Raw genomic sequence first — 20,236 nt, 5'->3', positions numbered from 1 at the left:
GTATCAGTTTCGCCGCATCATACCCGCCAGGTTCTCGGCGATCATCATTACCGGTGCGTTCGTGTTGCCGGCGATCAGCGTCGGCATGACCGATGCATCCGCTACGCGCAGTCCTTGCACGCCTCTGACCCGCAATCGCGGATCAACCACGGAACCGTCGTCCCTTCCCATGCGGCAGGTGCCGACCGGGTGATAGATCGTCTCGGCGCGCCCGCGGATGAATGCGAGCAACTCATCGTCCGACTCGATCTCCTCGCCCGGCAGCACCTCGGCCCGGCGGTAAGGAGCGAATGCGGGCGCCGCCAACAGTCGGCGGGCGATCTTCAGGCCTGCCAGCAGCGTCCCGGCATCGTCCGGATGAGAGAGATAGTTGGCTTCGATCGCAGCGGCAGCCGCCGGATCGGCGGAGGCAAGCCGGATGCGGCCGCGGCTCTTCGGCAGAAGATCGCAAACATGCAGGGTAAAGCCGTAGCCGAACGAGACCTGCCGGCCATGGTCGCGCATATAGGCCGGAATGAAATGGAACTGCAGGTTCGGCCGGTCACGGGACGGATCGCTGCGCACGAAGCCGCCACCTTCGGCGACATTGCTCGTCAGTTCCCCCTCTCCCCGGCGATAAGCACGCCAGGCTTTCCAAAGCCGCGGCAGTCCGCCGAGGCTGAGCCCTATAGCGTCGCGGCCCTTTGCGCTCGCCATTGCCGTGATGTCGAGATGGTCCTGCAGGTTCTCCCCGACCGCCGGCAGGTGATGGACAACCTCTATTCCAAGTCCGGCGAGGTCTTCGCCGTTGCCGATGCCTGAGAGCATGAGCAGCTGCGGCGAGTTGATGGCACCGCCGCAGAGGATCACCTCGCCGCCGGCTTTCAGTCTCAGCACCTCGTCGGCCAGCGAGACACCGATGGCGCGCCGGTCTTCGATCAAGACCCTCTGCACCTGCGCCCCGGTGCGAAGTTCGAGGTTTGGCCTGTGGCTGATCGGTTCAAGGAAGGCCCGTGCGGAACTGAACCGCCGGCCGTCGCGCTGGGTCACCTGGTAGAGGCCGAAGCCCTCCTGGCTCGCTCCGTTAAAATCGGCGTTGCGGGGATATCCGAGCTGCACGCCCGCCTCGACGAAGGCGCGGCTGAGCGGATTGACGTGTCGCAAGTCGCTGACGCAGAGTTCGCCTTCGGTGCCGTGGTGGTCGTCGGTGATCGACGCATTGCGCTCCATCTGGAGAAACAGCCGGCGCACACTCTCCCATCCCCACTCGTCGCCAGCATGCGTCGCCCACCCCTCGTAATCTTGCGGGTGGCCGCGCATGTAGATCATCGCATTGATGGAGCTCGAACCGCCGAGCGTGCGCCCGCGCGGCCAGTAGAGCCGTCGCCCTCCAAGTTCCGCTTCCGGTTCGGTCGAATAGCCCCAGTTGATCGAGCGAATACGGGCAAGCGCCGCGAGGCCGAGAGGCATGTGGATGAACGGGCTCGTATCGGGAGGTCCTGCCTCGATCAAGCAGATGCGCCTGTCCGGATCCCGGGTTAGGCGGTTGGCGAGCACGCAGCCGGCCGAGCCCGCACCCACGATGATATAGTCGTACATTCCCTCGCCCCTCCCGGCGTCCGCACCACCGCATTGGTAACAGGCTCGTTACCGACCGGCCACGGCGAAGAGCGGTTTCCCACGGGCGCTGCGCGAAACGCCGGTGACTGCATCCCTCAGATGCTTCGCATCGTCTCGTCTCCGTTAAACGTAAATTATCGTCAGTGCGCTACTGTTTCCGAGCTGAAAGCTGTTGTGGCGGGGGACAGGTGAATGCTGGAATCGCAGGAAGCAGGCGGAACCGCCACAACCATCGCGTCCGAAATCCGCATTGCGCAGGCCCGTGCCGTTCTTCACTCCCTGACGATCTCCATCTGGGCGAACAGCTTCATCGCACTGACGACGGCCGCCATCCTGTGGCTTCACCAGCCATCAGATGCGTTGATCTACTGGCTATCGGCTGTCTGCGGACTGAACCTCGCACGTGTCTTTGCATCCGTGATCATCCATCGCAATGACGGAGCAGTTCGTCACACTGAGCTGACCCTTCGGTTCCTGAGCGGCGCAGCCTTCGTCAGCGGATGTCTCTGGGCCTTCGTTCCCTTCCTTGGACTTGCAGTCGAAGGGGACCGGGCGCATGCCTACGTCATCTTCATCATTGCCGGTATCTGCGCCGGCTCGATCATCCAGAGCACCGCCTATTCCAGAGTCGCCATCCTGTTCGGCGCGCCGCAGATGCTTGCCGCAGTCACATCGCTACTGATGACCGGCTCGTTGATCGCCGTCGTGGTGTCGGTCGATGTTCTCTTGCTGATGGTAATGATGTTCCGCAGCAGCCTTATCAGCGAGAAGAACTTCATCGCCAGCCACGGCGACCGCCTGAAGGCAGTGTCGCTGGCGCGCTCGCTGTCGAAGGCCAATGCGGAGATCCGGCACACGAACCAGCAACTGGAGATACTCGCGAGCCGCGACGCGCTGACCGGCCTTGGCAATCGTGCCGCCTTCAACCTCGGTCTCGCCGAGGTTCTGGATCGCAGTCGGCGCGACGACAGCCCGGTGGCGCTGATGATCATCGACCTAGACGGCTTCAAGTCCATCAACGACACGATGGGACACTCCGTCGGCGACGCCGTACTGGTGGAACTTGCGCGGCGGCTTCAGGAGACGGCCCGTGACCGAGATCTGGTGGTCCGCCTTGGAGGTGACGAGTTCGCCGTCGTACTGGAAGGACCGGACGCATTTGCGCGAGCCCGTGCGGCGGCGACAGGCTTCATGGCCCGTGTTGCCGAGACAATCGTAGTCGACGATCGCGAGGTCACGACCGGCACCAGCATCGGGCTCGCACTCTTCCCCGATCATGCCCGCCTGCCGCACGAACTCTTCGCCTGTGCCGATATCGCGCTCTATGCCGCCAAGGACCGGGGCCGCCGGCGCATCTGCATCTTCGACCCAGAGATGAAGTGGCAGCTTGACCGCCAGCGGCAGCTGGAAATCGACGTCCAGGCGGCGCTCGCGGCTGGGGAGATCAAGGTCTTCTTCCAGCCGCAGGTCGGCCTCGCCGATGGCAGCGTCACCGGTTTCGAAGCGCTTATCCGCTGGACCCATCCCTCGCTCGGCCCGGTGGCGCCACCGGAGATCGTCCGTGCCGCGCGCGCGGCCCATGCGTCCGAGGCCCTCACGCGGCATGTTGCCATGGCCTCTGCAAAGCTCGTGGGCGATCTGCCCTCGATGGGCCTTGGCGGCCTCTCAGTCGCTATCAACGTGTCGCCGGGCGAATTTTCCGCCTATTCGCTCTCCAGTACATTGCGCGAGGTCGTCGAACTCTTCGGCATCGACCCGTCATGCTTCGAGGTCGAGATCACCGAGGAGGCCATGCTCGATACGGTCGCCGCCGGCGCCGAGCTCGGGCGTCTCGAGCAGATGGGTTTCCGCATCGCCGTAGACGATTTCGGCATGGGCCATTCCTCGCTCGCCTACCTGATGGACCTGAAGGTCGACCGACTGAAGATCGACCGCAATTTCGTCAGCGGCATTGCCAAGAGCCGCCCGAACCAGGCCCTTGTCTCGGCACTGGTCGGCATGGGCCACGCGCTGTCGATCGACATCGTCGTCGAGGGGGTCGAGACGGCGGAGGATGCCGAGGTCCTGCGCATGCTTGGCTGCCGCTTCGGCCAGGGCTACCTGTATGGCCGCCCCATGCCGCAGGATACGCTCCGGACTTGGATAGACAACCATGCCGGCAACGTCAGGTCCATTGCCGCGGAAGCCTGATCAGACCGTCGCAGCGGCTATTACCCGCTTCAGCACCGCAAAGACGCGCTCATCCGTACACTGCGCCACATTGAAGCGCATGAAGGTCGCACAGGATTGGGTGACGCTGAAAACGTTGCCCGGCGCCAGCACCACATCCTCCGCCAGTGCCCGCCGCGCGATCTCTGCGCCATCCAGTCCGTCAGGTAGCTCGCACCAGAGGAAGATTCCGCCCCGGGGGTCGATCCACGGGTGGATTTCGAGCGCCCGAAGCCTTGACGCCACGTCTCCCCTGGCACGGGCCAGCCGGTCGCGAAGTCCATTCAGATGGCGCCGGTAACTGCCGTCGCGCAGGATCGCGTAGACCAGATCGGCGGAAACCGGATTGCCACCGAAGGTCGTCGCAATCTTCAGGTCTGAAAGAGGCTCGATCCATTCCGGTCGCGCGGCAATATAGCCGCAGCGCGCCGCTGCCGTCAGCGTCTTCGAGAAGCTGCCGATCTGGATCACCCGGTCGAGACCGTCGAGCGCGGCCAGCCGCGGCGCGGGTCCCTCGCAGAAATCGCCGAAGATATCGTCTTCGATGATCGTCAGCCCCGCCTCCCCAGACAGCGCAAGCAGCCGGTGCGCGGTCGCCGGTGAGAGCATGGCGCCGGTCGGGTTGTGAAGGCCGGAATTGGTGATGTAGAGCCGCGGACGATGCTCGCCGAGTGCCGCCGCGAATGCCGCCAGGTCGGGCCCCGACGGCGTCCATGGCACGCCGACGATCTTGACCCGATGGGCGCGCAGCAGGGCCAGGAAGTTGAAATAGCACGGATCGTCGACCAGAACCGTGTCACCCGGCTCGACGAGCAGCCGGCAAAGCATGTCGATCGCCTGCGTGCCACTTTCCGTCAGCAGGATCTGGTCCGCCGGCGCCACCACGCCCTGCTCGCTCATCCTCAGCGACAGAAGCTGGCGCAGCAACGGATGCCCCAACGGCGTGCCGTAGTCCACCAGATGGCCGGCCTCGGCGCGCGCGAACTGTCGCAGCGCCTTGCGCAGTTCCGCTTCTGGCATCCAGGACGCAGGCAACCAGCCGCAGCCGGGCTTCAGCGCGTCAGCTGCCGCCTCCAGCGATTGCCTGGAGACCCAGAAGGGATCCACCGCCCGCTCCAGGCGTGGACCGATCTCCGCCAGCGCAAGCGGCTGCGGTACCCGAGTCACATAGAATCCCGAACCCGGCCGCGACTGGATGAGCCCCTCGGCCACCAGCCGCTCATAGGCCTCCACGACCGTGGAGGTGGAAACGCCCATGGTTCGTGCGAAGCTGCGGATCGACGGCAACCTCGCGCCGGGAGACAGTGCCCGCGCCGAGATGCGCTGGCGGATCGCGGACACGGCCCGCGCCGTCTGCCCCCCGTTTGCCGTTGAGGAAACATCCATCCGTATTGCCTCTTGCACCATTACAGTTCGGGCAAACTGTAATGCACCGTCGCTTCAAAAGCCATCCACGACGTCCTAGCCTCCAACATCACGGAAACGGAAGGAACAACAGCATGGACAGGACGACGAGCGGCTGGATCAACGGGTTCCTGGGCGTCGTGATCTTCAGCGGATCGCTGCCGGCAACGCGGGTCGCGGTGGCGGATTTCCACCCGCTCTTCCTCACGGGTGCCCGCGCCGCGATCGCCGGTCTCCTTGCAATTCTCCTCCTCGCCGCCTTCCGCGAAAAGCGGCCGGTGCGGACCGACCTCCTGCCGCTGGCGGTCGTGGCGCTCGGCGTCGTGGTTGGCTTCCCGCTGTTGACGGCCCTGGCGCTGGAGCACGTTACCGCCGCGCACTCGATCGTCTTCGTCGGCCTCCTGCCCCTGGCTACCGCCCTCTTCGGCGTCTTTCGCGGCGGGGACCGGCCGAAGCCGGCCTTCTGGCTGTTCTCCTGCCTCGGCAGTGCGCTGGTGGCGGGGTTTGCGCTGAAGGACGGCCTGACCACGTCACCGACCGGTGACATGCTGATGCTGGCGGCCATCCTCGCCTGCGGGCTGGGCTACGCCGAAGGCGCCCGCCTCTCCCGGCGGCTCGGCGGCTGGCAGGTGATTTCCTGGGCGCTCGTCCTGTCGCTGCCGGTGATGGTGGCGCTGGCGCTCGCCACGGTGCCGCCAACGCTGGAAACCGCTGGCGGCCCCGCGTGGCTCGGCCTCGCCTATGTGTCCGTCTTCAGCATGCTGGTCGGCTTCGTGTTCTGGTATCGCGGCCTTGCGCTCGGCGGCATCGCGGGCGTCGGACAGCTGCAACTGCTGCAGCCCTTCCTGGGCCTAGCGCTGGCGGCTACCCTGCTCGGCGAGGCCGTGAGCCCGGCGATGCTGGCGGTAACGCTCGCCGTCATCCTCTGCGTCGCCGGCGCGAAACGATTTGCCCGCTGAACGGGTCGCTATCCGAGGAAACGCTTTGCCATGCGGATCAGCCGCTCGACGCGCGGCCGATAGGGCGGAAAGAGCATCGGCACCGCCGACCAGCGCTCCTTGAGGATCGGCTTGTCGTGGCTGAAGGCCTGGAAGCCGAAATGCCCGTGTGCCGCGCCGATGCCGGAATTGTTGACGCCGCCGAACGGCAGTCCCGCATGAGTGTAGTGCATGGTCGTCAGGTTGACGCCGACGCCGCCGGAAGAGGTGCGGGCGACGATCTCCTCGGCAAAGGCGGCATCTTTCTCGAAGACGTAGAGCGCCAGCGGCTTCGGCCGCGCGTTGATACGGTCAATCACCTCGTCCAGCCCGTCATAGGCCATGATCGGCAGAACCGGACCGAAGATTTCCTCGCGGTCGATGTTCATCTGCGGCGTGATCGCCTCGATCAGTGTCGGCGCAAGATAGGTGCCCTCCGCCTCGCCGCCCAAGCTGATCCGGGCGCCCTTGTCCGTCGCATCCTGGAGCAGGCCATGCAGGCGCTCGGCGTGGTGGGCGTTGACGATGCGGGCATAGTCGCGGCTCGTCCGCGCGTCGGCGCCATAGGCATGGCGGATCGCTGCCCGCAGCGCCTCGGCAAACTGCACCTCGATGCTGCGATGGACGAAGACGTGGTCGGGGGCGATGCAGGTCTGGCCGGCATTGACGAATTTGCCGAAGGCGATCCAGCGCGCTGCCTTGCCGAGATCGGCACCCGGCCCGACAATGGTGGGCGACTTGCCACCGAGCTCCAGCGTCACCGAGGACAAGTGCCGAGCTGCTGCCGCCATGACGATCCTGCCGACCTCTGGACTGCCGGTGAAGAAGATATGGTCGAAGGGCTGGTCGAGAAGCTGCTGCGAGACCTCCCGGCCGCCCTGGACGACAGCGACGAGATCGGGCGGAAAGGTCTCCTCGATGATGTCGGCGATCACCTGCGAGGTGGCGGGCGTCATCTCCGACGGTTTGACCACCGCACTGTTCCCTGCCGCCAGCGCTGAGACGAGCGGCCCGAGCGCCAGGTTGAACGGATAGTTCCACGGCGCGATGATCAGGCAGACCCCGCGCGGCTCCGGACGGATGCGAGCAGAGGTGCCGAGGGTGGCAAGTGTCGGCGCAACGCGCCGTTCCCGCATCCACCGCTTCAGGTGCCGCATCGTATGGCGGATTTCCTGCAGCACCGGCAGGATCTCGGTCAGGATGACCTCGGGCTCCGGCTTGCCGAAATCGCGACGGAGGGCCTCAACGATATCCCGCTCGCGCCGCTCGATGGTCTGGCGCAGATGGGCAAGAGCTCCCTTCCGCTCCTCCAGCCCGAAGCGCAGCCGCCGTTCCGCAACTGCCGCCTTCTGCCGCGCGACGGTCGCTTTGATCCTATCGCCGTCCATTCGCCCTCCTTGCCGTGAACAAGGTCCACCGCCGCACCCGCTTCTTCCTGAAGGTGGTAACCGAGCTTGGGCCAGGCCTCAATCGCTGGCGAGTCATTTTGATCTGCCGGGGTGGGCGCCGGCCGCTCATCCATTGACGCCAGCTCTCCCGATCGCCACATGCTGCCGCGATGGCGAAGAGCAAGAAAACCACGGACATCCCGACACTCACCGAAACCTGGAGCCTGCCGGCGCCAGCAACCTTTGGCTCCCTCGTTCGGGCCAAGGGAATCCTTCTGGAAATCCGCGCGCGGTTGCCGATGGCGGTGCGCAAGTCGCTCGAATATACCGTCGCAACCCTGACGCTCTCCATGCCCGAAGACGCCGAGACGGAATTCCGCCACACGGCGGCCAGCGTGTCGAGAGCCCTCGAATCCATCGAGGACCTGCCGGTTATCCCACGCGAGATCCAGGATATCCTGTCAATCTCCACCACCGAGCGCCACCGCTGGCTGGAGGACGGACGGCTCAAAAGTGCCGGCACGCGCACCGTCAAGCTTCGGGGCCGCGCCCGTCAGATTACGTTCCATGTCTTCGATCCGAAGCTCGTCAAGGACCTGCTCGACAACGGCACGGTGGACGAATGGCGCGAGCACGACAAGGCAGCGGCGGCCGAAAACCGGCGACGTGCTGCCTCCAAGGCAAAGCTCGCCCGCTCGCTGAAGAAGAACAAGTCTAGCCCGAAAACCGCAGGCAGTGCTTCAAGCGAATCACCGCCGCTCGCCGGATGGGACGATTTCGACCTCGACGGCCTCCTCCGCTGAACCGCCGTCCCGGTATGGCAAAGCTGAAAATCATGCTAAGCGCCCGCCACACGACACCAACAGGAGTATCCCGGTGAGCGAACTGACCGTGGCCGAGGCCACCGATCGTATCTACCAGTCGCTGGCGGCCGACAATGCCGATCTCGACACCCATATCGCGAGCCTCAAGGCAGCCCTCGCCCGCGAAGGCCAGAAGGAAGCCGTCTTCGATCCCGCTAGGCTCGCCCAGAACAACCGTTCCGGCCGCAAGCTGATGCAGGCCTATTTCCGCCAGCGCGGCGTGACGGTGACGTTCAAGAGCGCATAGAACCGGCGGCTCCGACGGCTGGAACCCCGCCCTGTGCGGAAGGGGCGCGGCGCGGCCGCTCCCCGTCCCTGCCCTGCTGCTCAGCAGCAGCAAAACGCCAACCCATTGATGTTGCTGTTGAAGAAGAAGGCAAAATTACGGCTTTTTCTGGAACTGTCGCCCGCGCTCCGACTTAGGAGGGTGTGCGTACGGCGAGGACAGCACGTCCCAGACACCCCGGCGCATGGAGAACCAATCATGAGATAGAGAGGTAACATCCATGAAGATGATCTATGTTGCTGCCCTTATGGCAGGTACCGCACTCGTTCCGGCGAACGCGCTCGCACAACAGACGCCGGCGACCTCCAACAATCAGAACAACAGCGCAGTCCAATCGACGCGCCCCGATGCCGCCGCGACCCGCGTCCAGGCGCATATCCAGCGGGCCCTGCAGGCGCTTGACAACGACGATATCCAGGCTGCACGCCAGGCCGTCCAGGAAGCTCGTGGCCAGCTGAACCAGCAGGCACAGAACCGTCCCGAGGGCACGCGCAGCAATTCCGTCGCGCAGATCCGCCAGCCGCTGCAGGAGGCCGAGCAGGCCTTGGCCCAGCAGAATTCGCAGCAGGCCGAAGAAGCACTTGGCCGGGTGGAAGAGCAGATGGCGAACATGGACCGCCAGCGCCGGAATGCCACGGGCGAAGCCGACGTGGTCGTCGAGGATCAGGCGTCGATCCTCGTTGATGTTCCGGAGCCGGACGTCACCGTGCAGCAGGCCAATCCGCGTGTGTCCGTCCAGCAGCAGCAGCCGGAGATCACCGTGCACCAGCCCGCGCCGACCGTGACCGTCAACATTCCGCAGCCGCAGATCACCGTGCGCATGCCTGAGCCCGACGTGCAGGTGAGCCAGTCGCAGCCGGAAGTCCAGGTCGAGCAGGGCGAGCCGCAGGTGCAGGTCAGCGAAAGTCAGCCGCAGGTTCGCAGGCAGGGCAACCAGGGTCAGGAGCAGGCCAATGTCCAGCTTCAGCGCTCCGGCGAGCCCGTGGTGCAGATGCAGCGTTCCGAGCAGGAGCCGGAAATCCGCTACACCGCCGAGGAAGCGCAGGTTCGGGTGAACCGTGCCGAAGGCGAGCCGGAAGTTCGGTTCGAGCAGGGCGAACGGCAGACGGCCGGCAACCACAACCGCCAGGCCGCCGAAGAGCGCCAGGCCCGTAACGAGGACGGCGACGAGGTGGACCGCCAGAACACCGCGGCGATTTCAGAGGGCAGCGCCCGGGACGACGCAAATTCCGCTGTCGCGGCCGGATCTTCCCGTGAGGTCTCGCTGACCGTCGCCAACATTAAGGACTATGACATCGTCGGCGCCAACGGCAACGAGCTCGGCGACATCGAAGAGGTAGTGAACGTCGACAACCGCCTTTATGCGGTCGTCACCTCCGGTGGCTTCCTGGGTCTCGGTGAAAACCGCGCAGCCGTTCCGCTCTCGGCGCTCCACGTCACCGACCAGGAAACGCTCGAGGCGCCGAACGTCACCGAACGCCAGATCGAGGGCATGGAGAACTTCCAGAGCGACCGTTATCAGGCGCTTCCCGATGACCATCCGGTCACGCTCGGCGCACGCTGATTGCCGGCGATCCGGCTCATTGGAGGCGGCGGGTCATCCCGCCGCCTTTTTTTGCTGTCGTCGGGCGGCGAGTGTTACGGACGCGCCTGACCGATCGCCGTGTCACGCCCCGGTGACGCGCCAGATGACGTCGCCCACATCATCCGCCATCAGCACCGCGCCGTCGCTTGCCAGCGCCACGCCGACCGGGCGGCCGTAGGAATGCTTCTCGTCCGGCGACAGGAAGCCGGTGAGGATCTCGCGCGGCATGCCGACCGGCCTGCCGTTCTCGAAGGCGACGAAGGCGAGCTTGTAGCCGGAAAGCTTGGAGCGATTCCACGAGCCATGCTGGCCGATCGCCATGCCGGCCGGAAAGCCCGGCAGCGTTCCCTCCGGCAGCCAGCAGAGCCCGAGCGAGGCCGTATGGCCGCCGAGCGCATAATCCGGCTGCAGCGCCGAGGCGACCTTGGCGGCATCCTGCGGCACCCGGTCGTCCACCACCCGGTCCCAGTAGCAGAAGGGCCAGCCGTAGAAGCCGCCGTCGACGACCGAGGTCAGGTAGTCCGGCGGCGTCTCGTCGCCCAGCCCGTCGCGCTCGTTGACCACCGTCCAGAGCATGTCCCGCGACGGCTCCCAGGCCATGCCGACCGGATTGCGAAGGCCGCCCGCGAAGACGCGCGACTGCCCGGAGGCGATGTCGTATTCGTGGATGCAGGCGCGGTTTTCCTCCACCGACATGCCGTGCTCGGCGATGTTGCTGAGCGACCCCACCGCCACATAGAGCTTGGTTTTGTCCTTGCTGGCAATCAGGTTGCGCGTCCAGTGGCCGCCCGGAATGAGGTCCATCAGCTTGCGGCCCGGCTGGGAAATCCGCGTCGCGCCGGGCTCGTAGGGATAGGCGAGCAGCGCATCGCTTGCCCCGACATAGAGCGTGTCGCCGATCAGCGCGATGCCGAAGGGCTGGCGTACGTTTTCGAGATAGGCATGGTTCTCCTCCGCCACGCCGTCGCCGTCGGCGTCGCGCAGCAACGTCACCCGGTTGGGACTGTCGCCCGCCGCCCGCGCCCGCTTCATCGTCGCGGTCATGGCATGGTCGAAGAGGCTGCCGGGCTTGTCCGGCTCGCTCATCGATTCGGCCACCAGCACGTCGCCGTTCGGCAGCACATGCATGTTGCGCGGATGCGTGAGCCCGCGCGCAAAGGCATTGACCTTCAGCCCCGGCGCTGCGGTCGGCTTGTGATCACCCTCCCAGCCCTTCGCCGTCGGCATCTTCAGGGTCGGCAGCTTGCCTTGCGGCTTCGCCTCCGGAATGGCCGGCGCAGTGCCATAGATCGGCGCGCGCTCGCCATCGCGGGAATGACGGACGGCAACGGTGACATCGCCCACAAGGGCAACAAGACGGGCTAACAGGGAAGGCTCGGCCATAAGACGCCTCAAACAAACAGGAAAAAGGGAAAGCCGGAAGCTAAAGCCTTTGCGCGGGAAGCACCAGAGGCGGATAGGGATATTTCACAAGGCAGCCGCGCCGGCCACACGCCCCGGGGCGCCCCCTCGCCGCCCATCATATCTCGTCCCGCAACGCCCGGTCGACGAAGTCCTCCGGGTCGCTGGTGAAATCCTGGTAGAGCCGGAAATGCCGTGTCTGGCGAAGCTCCGTCTCGATAAGGCCTCCGCGGGTGATCTCCAGGAGCCGCGCACCCGGCACCGCCATCAGGATGGGCGAATGGGTCGCCATGATGATCTGGGCGCTGGCCGTCTCCTGGATCTGGTGCAGAAGCCGCAGGAGTTCCAGCTGGCGCTTTGGCGAAAGCGCGCTTTCCGGCTCGTCGAGGAAATAAATGCCCTGCCGGCTCATGCGCTCCTCGAAGAAGCGCACGAAGCCTTCGCCATGGCTCCAGGACAGAAAGTCCGGCGGTGCCGCATGGGCGTCGCGGGCGGCTTCGTCGAGGAAGCGGGCGACCGAGAAGAAGGATTCGGCGCGAAAGAACCAGCCCGCCGTCACCTTGGGCAGCCAGGCCGCCCGGAGCGCGGAGGCCAGCAGCGCACCGCTCCGGTCGACCGCGCGGGAATGGTCCAGCGGCCTGTAGCCCTTGCCGCCGCCCGCCTCGTCATAGCCGCAGAGTGCCGCGACCGCCTCGATCAGCGTTGATTTCCCCGTGCCGTTCTCCCCCACGATGATCGTCACGGGGGTTACGAAATCGAGGGAAAAATCGCCGTCGAGCCAGGGAAGGTTGAACGGATAGTCGCCGCCGAGGCTTGCATCCTCTCGCACCGAAAGGCGCTTCAGATAGGGCGCCGGCAGGTTCGTCGATCTGGTCTTCCGCATTGCAGCCATGGCCCCGCCAATCTCGAGAGCCTTCGTGACAGGCGCAAGACGGCCGATCAAGAGTTTACGCCCCGAGGGTGCTCGAGGGCCGGCCCTTACGTCCCTTCATTCGGGCGCGACGGCTGCTCGCGCCGCAGCAACAGTCCGTCGATCCACCGCGCGTTCAAAGAAATCCACCGCCACAACACCAGAGCGACAACCGTCATCACATTCCAGGCCAGAACGACGTCAGAGAAGAAGTGAGCTCCGAACACCACCCTGTTGAACGAGAATGCGGCTGCAACAATCCCCATCAAGATCAGGTAGGTTCGCCTGTATGACAGCGGGAGGAGCACGACGAGCGTCAACAGTGCGAACGCGCTGGCCGCCTCGCCAGAGATGAAGGAGCAATTGCGCAAGCAATGGTCGGAAAGGTCCCAGGGAGGAGTGAATGTTCCCGTGCCGCCGAATTCCTCGATGCGGCGCGGACGCACTCGCCCGACCAGGCCCTTCATGATCTGCACCATCAAACCCGGTCCTAGGGCGAAGAAGGCGAGGACGAAAACCAGTTTGTGCGGGGCAGGCACGCGTAGCTTCGAGCGACAGATCTCTGGAACGATCAACAGGATCGATACGAGGGCGATGACGAGCCAGGGCAGAAGCCTGTTCGCATCGCGGACAAGGAGCAGCAAGCTGTTGTCGGAAAGCACGAAACCCTCGTCGGGGCGCCAGAAGAGGCCGCTTACGATGAGGTCCAGCTCCGGAACGGCCGCAAACAGGATAGAGGCTGCACCCAGGGCAAGGAGAGCGCATTGCAAGGCATCTCTTCTTGTCCCGCACGCCCGAATCGTCTGTGAATTTGCACTTTTCCTGACGATCGATAAGTTCATATCGCGCTCCTCACTGACGGCCTCTGCTTCCGCAAGGTTTGTCAAGATTCAGCGGAGATCCCGTGGAGGCGCAGTGAACGAAGAAAAAGTGCGATGTTCTCTTCTCTGATTTTGCTTGTTGAAGATGATGCCGAGATCGCATTGCTGCTCGATCGCTATCTGCAGCGCGGCGGCTACCGCACGGTCGCCGCCGCAAACGGCCGGACAGCCTTGACCCACCACAAGATGCTGCGGCCGGATCTCATCCTGCTGGACGTCGGATTGCCCGACATGGACGGCTTCGACGTGCTGGCCAGGATCCGCTCCGAATCGAGCGTCCCCGTCATCTTCGTGTCGGCCATGGACGACGACACCGACAAGCTGCTCGGGCTGAAACTCGGTGCCGACGACTACGTCACCAAGCCTTTCAATCCGCAGGAAGTCGTCGCGCGCGTCGGCGCCGTCCTGAAGCGCACCAGGGGCGTGGCCCCGGAGGCCGTGCTCCGACATGACGAGATCGAGGTCCGGCTGGACTCCCATACCGCGGTGATCATCGCCGACGGCACGGAAACAGGTCTCTCCTTGACGCTGACGGAATTCCGGCTCCTGGCGTGCCTCATCCGCTTCCCGTTCAGGACCTTCGATCGCGCCTCCCTGCTGGATGCTTCCATGCCGGACAGCGACGCCCTTGACCGGACCATCGACACCCACGTCGCCAACCTCAGGCGAAAGCTCGCCGACAAGGGCCAGCCCGGCTACATCACCACCGTCCGCGGCGTCGGTTATCGCTTTGCGAGATCCGACAATGGCTAGAAGACCTTCGCTCGCCTTTCTGACGGTCGCGGCCGTGTCGGTGACGCAGTTCGTCACCATCGCGCTGCTTTACTTCTTCGTCGAATGGTACGTCGATCGCGCAGAAACCGTGTCCGTCGAGCACCTTCCGGCCGATGCAAAGCGCGCGTGGAACGATCTCAACGCGGGCCTCGTGCCCGATCCGGAGGCACTGGCGGCGCTCGCCGTCGTCTTCCCCAGCCTGGAAGAGGTGAGCGAAGTCGCCCCCATCGCCGCCATCCTTGGCTTCGGGGCCGCATCGATCCTGCTTTCAAGCCTGATCGGCGTGTTCTTCGCCTTCCGGATCGCCGCCCCCTTGAGCCGGTTCACGGCGGCCGCCGAGAAGATCCGGGGCGGTGATTTCCTCGTCGACGTCGAACCCAGCGCGACGCGAGAGATCGAAGCCCTGGCGTCGACCATCAACAGCATGGCCTCCGAGCTCTCTTCCCTCGAGCGGCGGCTGAAGTTCAACACCCGCGCCGTGGCACACGAATTGCGCACCCCGCTCACGGTGCTGCAGGGCAATCTGCAAGGCATGAGCGACGGCGTGATCGAGCCGAGCCACGACCGCATCAAGGCGCTTTATGCGCAGACGCAAGGCATGGCGCGCCTGGTGGAGCAGCTCAACACGCTCTCCCTCGTCGGGACAGCGAGCTTCATGGCGCCGCTGACCGATACCGACCTCGCCTCCCAGGTCACCGACACGGTGGACCTCTTTCAAGCGTCCGCCGGAAACGGCCTCACCTGCCGGACCTTCCTGCAGCCCGCACCCGCCGCGATCGATCCCGTGCGGTTCCGGCAGGCTCTGCTGGCGCTCCTCGACAATGCCCGCCGCTATGCCGGAGACCACGGCCCGATCGATGTCCGCACCGGCACCGACGAGGCCGGCAGGTCGTTCATAAGCGTGGAAGATCGGGGGCCAGGCATGCCTCCGGATGTGCTCCAATCCTCCTTCGACATGTTCTGGCGAAGCGAGGCGACGAATACGCGCGGCGCCAACGGCACCGGCCTTGGCCTGACGGTCGTAAAGGCGATTGCCGAAGCGCATGGCGCCGCGTTTTCCGTCACGAGCAGACCAGGCGGAGGCGCCTGCGCCACCATCACCTTTCCAGCCGGCGCCCGAAGCTGATCGACACGACCGGACGGTGACCGGAGGCGCGTTGCAATGCCGGCCGACCGCGCATCAGAAACCTCGCCCTCAACAAGCCGGCGATGTCGTCCCGCCGAAACCACGCTGCGGCCGCTCCCCCGGCTCAGGAGATCGCAAGGAGCTCCAGCTCCTGCCCACCGACAGAGACGAGGTCCCCCACCCGCTTGCCCATCAGCTGCCGGGCGACGGGAGACACGTAGGAGATCGTGCCCGCCTTGGGATCGGCCTCGTCCTCGCCGACGATCCGGTAGCGCTGGACCCGCCCGTCCTCGCGCGAAAAGGTCACCGTGCTGCCGAAGGCCACGACTTCCGACGTCAACGGCTCCGGCATCACCTGCGCCGTGCGCACCCGCTCGGTGAAATAGCGCAGGTCCCGCAAGGGCCCCGCCGCCTGCCGCCGCCGCTCGTTGACGTCCTCGACCACGTTCGCCGTTTGGTAAGCCTCCCGCGCCTCCTCCAGCTGCCGCGTCAACCCTTCCAGCCCCGCCTGCGTCACCAGGTTCGGATGCGGCGAGACCGGCCGGTCCGGCAACAACGTCTCCGCCGCCGTTTCCGCACTCTCTTCCTTGACGAAGGCAACGCTCATGGTGGGTGGTCCTTACTGATGCTCTACGCTCTGCCCCGATATAGGCCTGAGGTCTGAACTCCTCCAGCTTTCGGTGCGGCTTGCACGGTCCGAAGGAATGGCGGACCGCATCAGCGGCATCGAGCGATCAGATCGGCGAACAATTCAGAAGAGCGGTGCTCTTTAACATCAATTCTGTTTTTCTCCTGGCGCCTCAGGTGCGATGGTCCCTGATATAGAATGCAAAGTGCGCCCCCACTGGCCGGGAATGCGAGGGAACGCGTTCGGGTTCTTGCGCGGCCGCTTGCCCCAAGCGGCATGCCTTTCGCTCTCGAAGCTGGGCATACCTAAATGTATGGCGATGCTCGCTTCAGCAATAGTCCGTATCGATTCAGTATGATGGAAGTCAGAGAACTCCGCGTGCCTTCCGCCGAGTTCTTTCCATGTATGGCTGATGGGCTCCGACTGGCGCAACAGTTCGTAGCCGGTGAGCAAAAGCACCCGATTTCGTGGTCCTCCATCCACGCCCAGTTTGCGGGTCCACCTTACAAGCTTTCGCAGCAAAGCTTTTTCTGTATCGGTGAACTCGTTCCTGAGTACGGAGACGGCGAGATAGGATCCAGGGAACCGAAGCGCCAAATCCTTCAACCTTGCGATGTCCTTAGGCTCGATTAGATCACCTTGGCCGAACGATTTAGCTTCACCCAAGATCAGGTTCGGATCGTATTGACTGTCGAAGGCGTCGGCTTGGTGAAAGGCGATGTAATCCGCTTCAATCCTCCTGCCATCCAGTCCAAGCTCGACCGCGGTGACGAAGTTGATTGATCGGAAATGAGAAACCAGCTCGCTAATCGTCTGCAGCGCCAGAACGGCACCATATGCACCTTTCGCGTAGTCTTGAACCGAAAATGGACCCGCGACGCGATACGTCCATAGCCGCCCGGTAGTTGTAGCTCCCTGCGGGAACGGGTACAACTTCAGACAGCGTTTGCATGTAAGGGAATAGCCCAAACGGTCTACCGTATCCCAATTGCGGTTCAAGCAGTTGGTGCATTGGGTCTCCAGTCCGAGGACCACAATGCTCGCCTTGGTAAAATGGTCCAACTCAAGAGCCTGATAAAAGCGTGATTTGCGACGTTTGACGAGACCGGCCCAGTCCTTGATAGGCCGTGATCGGGGGTCGAACTGTTCCTGAACTTCCTCAACACCATTCTCACGCCGACGGACACCACCGGCCATGTCATTCATCAGTTTGAGCGTCTCTGAGTCCGCTATAAGACGTGTACCCCATAGGCCACCAAGCTGGTCGAGGATCTGTTTTGCGATATGGCCCGGCTCAGACAGCCGCGCCTCCATCCCTGATCGTTTCAGGAAATCCAGAATGGCCGTCTCCTGGGTCTGGAATTGCAGATGCTCCCCGACGCCATCGTATTTTTGGCCGAAACTCCAACCCTCAGTGCCGATCATCACGTCGAGGACACCAAAGCCAAGACGGGGCCTTGATCGGTCGAACGTGTTGTAAGGGTAAATAGTCGCAATATCCGCTCGACCATAGTTTGCCACCCGCAAGCTGTTCACCCATCTCAGTTGCGACGTGCCGAAGCGCGATGCGAACGAAGGGCGAAGGGGCTCATAGCGCGCCGAAGGTTGGGAGTCCGTTTCCTTCACCTCCAGCGTCACGCGTTTCTCCTCGACATCGAGGACAATCCGCTTGGGCGGGTTCATCATTCCGCCGCCGGGCTTGTCCCAAATCCTGTCTCGCCACTGCTTCACGGACAATGTTCCAAAGCCGTCTTTCGACTGCGGAAGACCGGGCTGAAGCAGCTGTAGCGCCTTTCGCCGCGCCTCGTCGCCTATCCCTCGCGAGAACTCGAGGATGGCAGAGTGCATGATGCCGTTGGGATTGCCCTGCAGCGGCCTACACTCGTCAGCGATGATTCTATGGATTTCGGGCAGGAGGTCTGGCAACCATCCCATCGGTACGGGTATCAACGGATTCGGCTCGCTCCTCAAATTCCACACGTCGATGAGATCAGTCAGGTGAGCGGGATCAAAGACGAAGATCTTGGCGTCATTGGTCCAGAGTCTTTGCGGCCTGATGTAATGGGATGTAGCCGAAAGCGGTGTGGTAACCCCCTCAAACAGCACTCTCTTCCAGCTCGCTGGCGAACACGGTATCGCCTCAGGCCGGAAAACATGATCAAAGGTTCGGGAGAAATATTCGCTCCCGGCAGTGTCCGGATAGACGCCGAATATTGCCTCCGCCAAACCTGAAGTAGGAGGATTTGCGATTGTCACAGCCGCAGAGGGGTCGCGCTGATGAAAACGCTGTTCGGTGCGATAGATGTCCTCAAGACAATCGGTGACAGGTAACCCAAGATGAAGCTCGGCCCAATCCTTATGTGGTTCGGGTGCTAAAACTTCATCCAATGTAAGAACGCGTCCCCGCGAGATGTAGTCTCGTAACGAACCGAGACCAACCTTTTCTAGCAGGCCGGGTTGCGCCTCGACGAAAGCGTCAGGCTCAAAGAATTGAATGTAACCGCGCGCGATCTCGAGCCCCGTGACGTCCCCGGGGAACTCCGCTACCCAAGCCTTTGGAGGTTTACGAAATACGGGGATAATCGGGTTGTATTTTCCACCCCACATGCAGCTGCAAATACGCATGAACTTGATGACCGCCGCCTTGTCCCCCGGAGTGACCAGAAGGGCAATGCGCGCGGGACGAAGCCGGACAACGGCAGACAATTCAGCCATCTTCCCTCCAATCAGCTCAAGCCGTGAATGAAGCAGTTGAACTGATAGGCAATCAAGTGCTGTAGAGGAAGGACCAAGAATTTCAGGTGGATAACTTAAGCTGGAGCATGTCGGTAGCAGTAAAGCTGGAATGCGCACCTTATACGCCACCCCCCTGTCGGAATCCCCTCTCCCCATCCGTCCTTGCCGCATATAACCTCGCCGGCGCCACCGCCGGCCTTGTTCGGGAGAGGGTCATGGCACGTGCATATCGTTGGGTGATTGTCGCCGCCGGCGGGCTGATGGGCTGCGTGGCGGCGGGCACCATGTTTTCGCTGGCGATCTTCCTGGAGCCGGTGGCGAGCGAGACCGGCTGGTCGCGCGCCGGCATTTCCACCGCCATGACCCTGAACTTCCTGGTCATGGGCGTCGGCGGCTTCCTCTGGGGCTCCCTCACCGACCGGTTTGGCGCCCGGATCGTGGTGCTGATCGGTTCGGTCTTGCTCGGCCTGGCGCTGGTGCTGGCGAGCCGCGCCGAGAGCCTGCTTTCCTTCCAGCTCGCCTATGGCACGCTGGTGGGGCTTGCCGCCAGCGCCTTCTTCGCGCCGATGATCGCCGCCGTGATGACCTGGTTCGACACGCAGCGCGGGCTCGCCGTCTCGCTCGTTTCCGCCGGCATGGGCATGGCGCCGATGACCGTCTCGCCGCTCGCCCGCACCCTCATCTCCGCCTATGACTGGCGCACCGCCATGCTGATGATCGGCGTCGGCGCCTGGGCGATCCTCCTGCCGACCGCGCTCCTGATCCGCCGTCCGCCGGCGCTCTCGGAGAGCGATCAGGCAAGTGCGGTCGAGGCCCGCCGCCAGCCGCTGTCGCGCCTGCTCTTGACGCCGCAATTCCTCGTGCTCGGCTTCACCTTCTTTGCCTGCTGTGCCGCCCATTCCGGGCCGATCTTCCACATGGTGAGCTATGCCATGCTGTGCGGCATTGCGGCCATGGCCGCCGTCAGCATCTACAGCGTCGAGGGCCTGGCGGGGCTCGGCGGCCGGGTGCTCTTCGGCGTGCTCGCCGACCGGATCGGCGTCAAGCCGGTGCTGGTCGCGGGCCTCCTCGTCCAGGCGGCGGTGATCTCCGCCTATCTCGCCGCCGACAGTCTCACCACCTTCTATTCGCTGGCGGTGATCTTCGGCGGCACCTATGGCGGCGTCATGCCGCTCTATGCGGTGCTGGCGCGGGAGTATTTCGGGCCGCATGTGGTGGGCACCGTCTTCGGCGCCGCCACCATGCTCTCCTCCGTCGGCATGGCCTTCGGCCCGCTGGCCGGCGGCTGGGCATACGACGCCTTCGCCAGCTACCAGTGGCTGTTCATCGGCTCCGCGCTGGTCGGCCTCGGGGCTGTCGCCATCGCGCTCGCCTTCCCGCCCTTGCCAGCGAAGACGCCGCAGCCGGCCGAGGCGGTCGCCTGACGCGAGGCTTGCCGCCTCCCCGCCGCCGCCCTAGCCTCCTGTCCAA

General features: G+C 64.2%; 16 protein-coding genes. 8 read left to right on the top strand and 8 right to left on the bottom strand.

The window, feature by feature from the left end:
• Positions 1-3: 3 nt before the first annotated feature.
• Positions 4-1,578 carry a GMC family oxidoreductase gene (locus NT26_RS07990; protein ID WP_052638280.1) on the bottom strand — a complete coding sequence of 525 codons (1,575 nt, stop codon included), beginning with the start codon at positions 1,576-1,578 and terminating at the stop codon, positions 4-6.
• A 213-nt stretch (positions 1,579-1,791) separates the two neighbouring features.
• Between NT26_RS07990 and NT26_RS07985 the strand changes: the two genes are divergently transcribed.
• Complete coding sequence (locus NT26_RS07985; protein ID WP_052638279.1) at positions 1,792-3,789, top strand: putative bifunctional diguanylate cyclase/phosphodiesterase; 1,998 nt, start codon at positions 1,792-1,794, stop codon at positions 3,787-3,789.
• Here the strand turns inward: NT26_RS07985 and NT26_RS07980 are convergent, their stop codons facing one another.
• Positions 3,790-5,214, bottom strand: coding sequence for an aminotransferase-like domain-containing protein (locus tag NT26_RS07980; protein WP_197570696.1), 1,425 nt, complete (start codon positions 5,212-5,214; stop codon positions 3,790-3,792).
• Positions 5,215-5,306: 92 nt separating this feature from the next.
• Between NT26_RS07980 and NT26_RS07975 the strand changes: the two genes are divergently transcribed.
• The gene (locus NT26_RS07975; protein ID WP_052638277.1) at positions 5,307-6,170 is read left to right on the top strand and encodes a DMT family transporter; all 864 of its coding nucleotides are present in this window, start codon (positions 5,307-5,309) and stop codon (positions 6,168-6,170) included.
• Between the two features lie 8 nt (positions 6,171-6,178).
• Here the strand turns inward: NT26_RS07975 and NT26_RS07970 are convergent, their stop codons facing one another.
• Positions 6,179-7,576, bottom strand: a complete 1,398-nt coding sequence (locus NT26_RS07970; RefSeq protein WP_052638276.1) for an aldehyde dehydrogenase family protein — start codon at positions 7,574-7,576, stop codon at positions 6,179-6,181.
• Between the two features lie 170 nt (positions 7,577-7,746).
• On the opposite strand from NT26_RS07970, the gene NT26_RS07965 reads away from it, so the two are divergent.
• The 3 genes from NT26_RS07965 (at position 7,747) to NT26_RS07955 (ending at position 10,289) form a co-directional block, all read left to right on the top strand.
• Positions 7,747-8,379: a hypothetical protein gene (locus NT26_RS07965; protein WP_052638275.1), complete on the top strand. Its 633-nt coding sequence runs from the start codon at positions 7,747-7,749 to the stop codon at positions 8,377-8,379.
• A 73-nt stretch (positions 8,380-8,452) separates the two neighbouring features.
• Entirely contained in the window at positions 8,453-8,686 is a 234-nt protein-coding gene (locus NT26_RS07960; protein ID WP_052638274.1) for a hypothetical protein, read from the top strand.
• A 259-nt stretch (positions 8,687-8,945) separates the two neighbouring features.
• Entirely contained in the window at positions 8,946-10,289 is a 1,344-nt protein-coding gene (locus tag NT26_RS07955; protein ID WP_052638273.1) for a PRC-barrel domain-containing protein, read from the top strand.
• Positions 10,290-10,391: 102 nt separating this feature from the next.
• On the opposite strand, the gene NT26_RS07950 is transcribed toward NT26_RS07955, so the two are convergent.
• From NT26_RS07950 to NT26_RS07940, 3 genes are all read right to left on the bottom strand, one after another.
• Positions 10,392-11,693, bottom strand: coding sequence for a PQQ-dependent sugar dehydrogenase (locus NT26_RS07950; RefSeq protein ID WP_052638272.1), 1,302 nt, complete (start codon positions 11,691-11,693; stop codon positions 10,392-10,394).
• A 136-nt stretch (positions 11,694-11,829) separates the two neighbouring features.
• The gene (locus NT26_RS07945; RefSeq protein WP_052641963.1) at positions 11,830-12,603 is read right to left on the bottom strand and encodes an AAA family ATPase; all 774 of its coding nucleotides are present in this window, start codon (positions 12,601-12,603) and stop codon (positions 11,830-11,832) included.
• 86 nt (positions 12,604-12,689) lie between these two features.
• Positions 12,690-13,391 carry a phosphatase PAP2 family protein gene (locus NT26_RS07940; RefSeq protein ID WP_162197783.1) on the bottom strand — a complete coding sequence of 234 codons (702 nt, stop codon included), beginning with the start codon at positions 13,389-13,391 and terminating at the stop codon, positions 12,690-12,692.
• Positions 13,392-13,556: 165 nt separating this feature from the next.
• On the opposite strand from NT26_RS07940, the gene NT26_RS07935 reads away from it, so the two are divergent.
• Together NT26_RS07935 and NT26_RS07930 are read left to right on the top strand one after the other, a co-directional pair.
• Positions 13,557-14,255 (top strand): response regulator transcription factor, encoded by a 699-nt coding sequence (locus tag NT26_RS07935; RefSeq protein WP_052638270.1) that lies wholly within the window; start codon positions 13,557-13,559, stop codon positions 14,253-14,255.
• Positions 14,248-15,402, top strand: a complete 1,155-nt coding sequence (locus tag NT26_RS07930; protein ID WP_052638269.1) for a sensor histidine kinase — start codon at positions 14,248-14,250, stop codon at positions 15,400-15,402. The genes NT26_RS07935 and NT26_RS07930 overlap by 8 nt, the downstream gene beginning before the upstream one ends.
• A gap of 124 nt (positions 15,403-15,526) precedes the next feature.
• Here the strand turns inward: NT26_RS07930 and greA are convergent, their stop codons facing one another.
• Positions 15,527-16,009 carry a transcription elongation factor GreA gene (gene greA, locus NT26_RS07925; RefSeq protein WP_052638268.1) on the bottom strand — a complete coding sequence of 161 codons (483 nt, stop codon included), beginning with the start codon at positions 16,007-16,009 and terminating at the stop codon, positions 15,527-15,529.
• 168 nt (positions 16,010-16,177) lie between these two features.
• Positions 16,178-18,745, bottom strand: a complete 2,568-nt coding sequence (locus tag NT26_RS07920; protein WP_052638267.1) for a hypothetical protein — start codon at positions 18,743-18,745, stop codon at positions 16,178-16,180.
• 236 nt (positions 18,746-18,981) lie between these two features.
• Here NT26_RS07920 and NT26_RS07915 point away from each other — a divergent pair, with 236 nt between their 5' ends.
• The gene (locus tag NT26_RS07915) at positions 18,982-20,190 is read left to right on the top strand and encodes an MFS transporter (RefSeq protein WP_052638266.1); all 1,209 of its coding nucleotides are present in this window, start codon (positions 18,982-18,984) and stop codon (positions 20,188-20,190) included.
• Positions 20,191-20,236: the final 46 nt, after the last annotated feature.

The organism is Pseudorhizobium banfieldiae (assembly GCF_000967425.1).
Classification (GTDB): Bacteria; Pseudomonadota; Alphaproteobacteria; order Rhizobiales; family Rhizobiaceae; genus Neorhizobium; species Neorhizobium banfieldiae.
The sequence above is the reverse complement of the archived record's forward strand: the minus strand, read 5'-3'. Positions and strand labels throughout refer to the sequence as shown.

What these genes read in the sequence shown, in the direction of transcription:
- NT26_RS07955 (WP_052638273.1), top strand. Translation starts at nt 8,946, where the DNA reads ATGAAGATGATCTATGTTGCTGCCCTTATGGCAGGTACCGCACTCGTT.
- greA (WP_052638268.1), bottom strand. Translation starts at nt 16,009, where the DNA reads ATGAGCGTTGCCTTCGTCAAGGAAGAGAGTGCGGAAACGGCGGCGGAG.
- NT26_RS07930 (WP_052638269.1), top strand. Translation starts at nt 14,248, where the DNA reads ATGGCTAGAAGACCTTCGCTCGCCTTTCTGACGGTCGCGGCCGTGTCG.
- NT26_RS07915 (WP_052638266.1), top strand. Translation starts at nt 18,982, where the DNA reads ATGGCACGTGCATATCGTTGGGTGATTGTCGCCGCCGGCGGGCTGATG.
- NT26_RS07980 (WP_197570696.1), bottom strand. Translation starts at nt 5,214, where the DNA reads ATGGTGCAAGAGGCAATACGGATGGATGTTTCCTCAACGGCAAACGGG.
- NT26_RS07945 (WP_052641963.1), bottom strand. Translation starts at nt 12,603, where the DNA reads ATGGCTGCAATGCGGAAGACCAGATCGACGAACCTGCCGGCGCCCTAT.
- NT26_RS07920 (WP_052638267.1), bottom strand. Translation starts at nt 18,745, where the DNA reads ATGGCTGAATTGTCTGCCGTTGTCCGGCTTCGTCCCGCGCGCATTGCC.
- NT26_RS07950 (WP_052638272.1), bottom strand. Translation starts at nt 11,693, where the DNA reads ATGGCCGAGCCTTCCCTGTTAGCCCGTCTTGTTGCCCTTGTGGGCGAT.
- NT26_RS07970 (WP_052638276.1), bottom strand. Translation starts at nt 7,576, where the DNA reads ATGGACGGCGATAGGATCAAAGCGACCGTCGCGCGGCAGAAGGCGGCA.
- NT26_RS07975 (WP_052638277.1), top strand. Translation starts at nt 5,307, where the DNA reads ATGGACAGGACGACGAGCGGCTGGATCAACGGGTTCCTGGGCGTCGTG.
- NT26_RS07990 (WP_052638280.1), bottom strand. Translation starts at nt 1,578, where the DNA reads ATGTACGACTATATCATCGTGGGTGCGGGCTCGGCCGGCTGCGTGCTC.
- NT26_RS07985 (WP_052638279.1), top strand. Translation starts at nt 1,792, where the DNA reads ATGCTGGAATCGCAGGAAGCAGGCGGAACCGCCACAACCATCGCGTCC.
- NT26_RS07935 (WP_052638270.1), top strand. Translation starts at nt 13,557, where the DNA reads ATGTTCTCTTCTCTGATTTTGCTTGTTGAAGATGATGCCGAGATCGCA.
- NT26_RS07965 (WP_052638275.1), top strand. Translation starts at nt 7,747, where the DNA reads ATGGCGAAGAGCAAGAAAACCACGGACATCCCGACACTCACCGAAACC.